Here is a 2,625-nt window from a genome sequence, read left to right as displayed (position 1 = left end):
TCCGTCGTCGGCAGCGTCAGATGTGTATAAGAGACAGCGGCCTGGCCGGTGTCCTCGAGCACGCCGAGGACCAGGGACTGGGTCTCGGGGTCGACGTACTGGGCGATCTCGCGGTAGAAGTCCTGGGCGATGCCGTCGCCGACGTAGGCCTTGACGACACCCTCGAGCCAGTCCGAGGGCCGGGTCCGCTCGTGGAAGCCGTCGACGGCGACGACGAACGGCTCCATCGCCTCCTCGGGGGTGACCCGCAGCTCGGTGAGCCGCTCGGTCAGCAGCTGGTAGTTGCGCAGCTCGTGCGCAGCCAGCTGCGCGAGGGCCGAGGTGTGGCGCAGCGTCGGGGCCAGCTCGGCGTCGCGGGCCAGCTGGCTGAAGGCCCGCAGCTCACCGTAGGCGAGGACGCCCAGCAGGTCGGTGACAGCCGCGACGTAGCCGGGGTCGTCGGTGGGCGTCGTGGGGGCCGCATCAGTCATGGACCCAACCTAGCGGCGCAGATTCGGGCGCTCGCGCGTCCTGCCGGTAGAGTGGGTGGGACAACTCGGTGCCCGGTCGGCCCGATGGATCGCCCAGATGGTGCTCGCGGACACTCTCCCGCGCACCGGCGGATCCCGCGATGACGCGGGGGTTCGCCCGTCAAGACACTTCCCGATCGGCCCGTCCCGCCACTGAGCTCCCGCGTCCGCGGGGTGCTCGTGCCGATCGAGAGACACACATGACCCAGACCCACGAGACCCCGGCCGAGACCGAGGTCACCACCGATGCCGCCGTTCCTGCCCCTGCCACCGACGCAGCGGCGGAGAACCCAGCCGAGACCGCCGCCGAGGTGTCGCCGGAGCTGACCTTCGCCGACTTCGACGTCCATCCCGACATCGTCGCCTCCCTCGCCGACGCGGGCATCACCCACCCGTTCCCGATCCAGGCGATGACGCTTCCCGTCGCGCTGTCGGGCCACGACATCATCGGCCAGGCCAAGACCGGCACCGGCAAGACGCTCGGTTTCGGCGTGCCGATCCTCAACCGCGTCGTGGCGCCCGGTGACGACGCGTTCGCCTCGCTGACGCGTCCGGGCAAGCCGCAGGCGCTCGCCGTGGCTCCGACGCGTGAGCTGGCCGTCCAGGTGGCCGGTGACCTCGAGCGCGCCGGCCGGCGCCGCGGCATCCGCGTCCTCACCGTCTACGGCGGCCGCGCGTACGAGCCGCAGGTCGACGCCCTCAAGGAGGGCGTCGAGGTCGTCGTCGGCACGCCGGGCCGGCTCATCGACCTGTCCAAGCAGGGCCACCTCGACCTGTCGCAGGCGCGCACCGTCGTCCTCGACGAGGCCGACGAGATGCTCGACCTCGGCTTCCTGCCCGACGTCGAGACGCTCATGTCGCTCACGCCCGCCTCGCGCCAGATGATGCTCTTCTCGGCGACGATGCCCGGTGCCATCGTGGCCCTGGCCCGCCGGTACATGTCGCAGCCCACGCACATCCGCGCGATGGGTGACGACACGGAGAACGCCCACACCGTCAAGGCCGTCGAGCAGTTCGTCTACCGCGCGCACGCCCTCGACAAGGTCGAGATGCTCTCGCGGATGCTCCAGGCCAAGGACCGGGGGCTGACCATCATCTTCAGCCGCACCAAGCGGACCGCCGCCAAGGTCGCCGACGAGCTCGTCGAGCGCGGCTTCGCCGCCGCGGCGATCCACGGCGACCTCGGCCAGGGCGCCCGCGAGCAGGCGCTGCGGGCCTTCCGCAACGGCAAGGTCGACATCCTCGTCGCCACGGACGTCGCCGCCCGCGGCATCGACGTCGACAACGTCACGCACGTCATCAACTACCAGTGCCCCGAGGACGAGAAGACCTACCTGCACCGCATCGGCCGCACGGCGCGCGCCGGGAACACCGGTGTGGCCGTGACGTTCGTCGACTGGGACGACCTGCACCGCTGGGCGCTCATCAACAAGACGCTCGACCTCGGCATCCCCGACCCGCAGGAGACCTACTCCAGCTCGGACCACCTCTTCACCGACCTCGACATCCCGACCGACGCGAAGGGCTACCTGCGCAAGTCCCAGCAGACCCGTGCGGGCCTGGCCGCCGAGGAGATCGAGGACCTCGGCGAGACCGGCAAGCGCCACGGCAAGGGCCAGTCGCACGGCACGTCCTCCCGGGGCGGCGCCTCGCGTGGTGACCGCCCGGCCGGCCGGGACGCGTCGGGCGAGCAGCGCGAGGACGGCGAGAGCCGGCCGCGTCGCCAGCGCAACCGTCGTCGCACCCGTGGTGGCGGTGCCGCCGCAGCCGGTGCGGCCCCGTCGGCCGCCGAGGCCACTGCGGCTGCGGCAGGCGATAACCCTGCCGGGGCCGCCGCCGAGGGTGCCGGCACGAGCGCCGGCGAGGGCGGGTCGTCGCAGCCGCGTCGTCGCCGTCGCCGCGGTGGCGCCGGCCGGGGCGGCCGAGGCGAGCAGGGTGGCCAGCAGGCCGGCAGCGCGCCCGCCGCGTCCGGCACCGAGTGACCGCCGGCGATGTCTGCCCGCTCTGAGGGCACCAGATCCGAGGAGGAGGGGCCGCGTCCTGTGGGACTGTCTCTTATACACATCTCCGAGCCCACGAGACGGAGCTACATCTGGGGCGCGACTGGCGGGGTGGG

2 protein-coding genes are annotated in these 2,625 nt (G+C 72.3%); one reads left to right on the top strand and one right to left on the bottom strand.

Translation table 11 applies throughout. The features are described from left to right. The coding region (locus ACR9ZK_RS21290; RefSeq protein ID WP_481343962.1) for a ferritin-like fold-containing protein at positions 1–470 on the bottom strand (470 nt) is incomplete at its 3' end. A 239-nt stretch (positions 471–709) separates the two neighbouring features. On the opposite strand from ACR9ZK_RS21290, the gene ACR9ZK_RS21285 reads away from it, so the two are divergent. Continuing rightward, a complete protein-coding gene (locus ACR9ZK_RS21285) occupies positions 710–2,491 on the top strand; it encodes a DEAD/DEAH box helicase (RefSeq protein WP_481343961.1) in 1,782 nt (593 codons plus the stop codon). Positions 2,492–2,625 lie beyond the last annotated feature (134 nt).

This window comes from Monashia sp. HAY1-5C (assembly GCF_056755255.1).
This window is presented reverse-complemented; position numbering and strand designations above follow the sequence as displayed.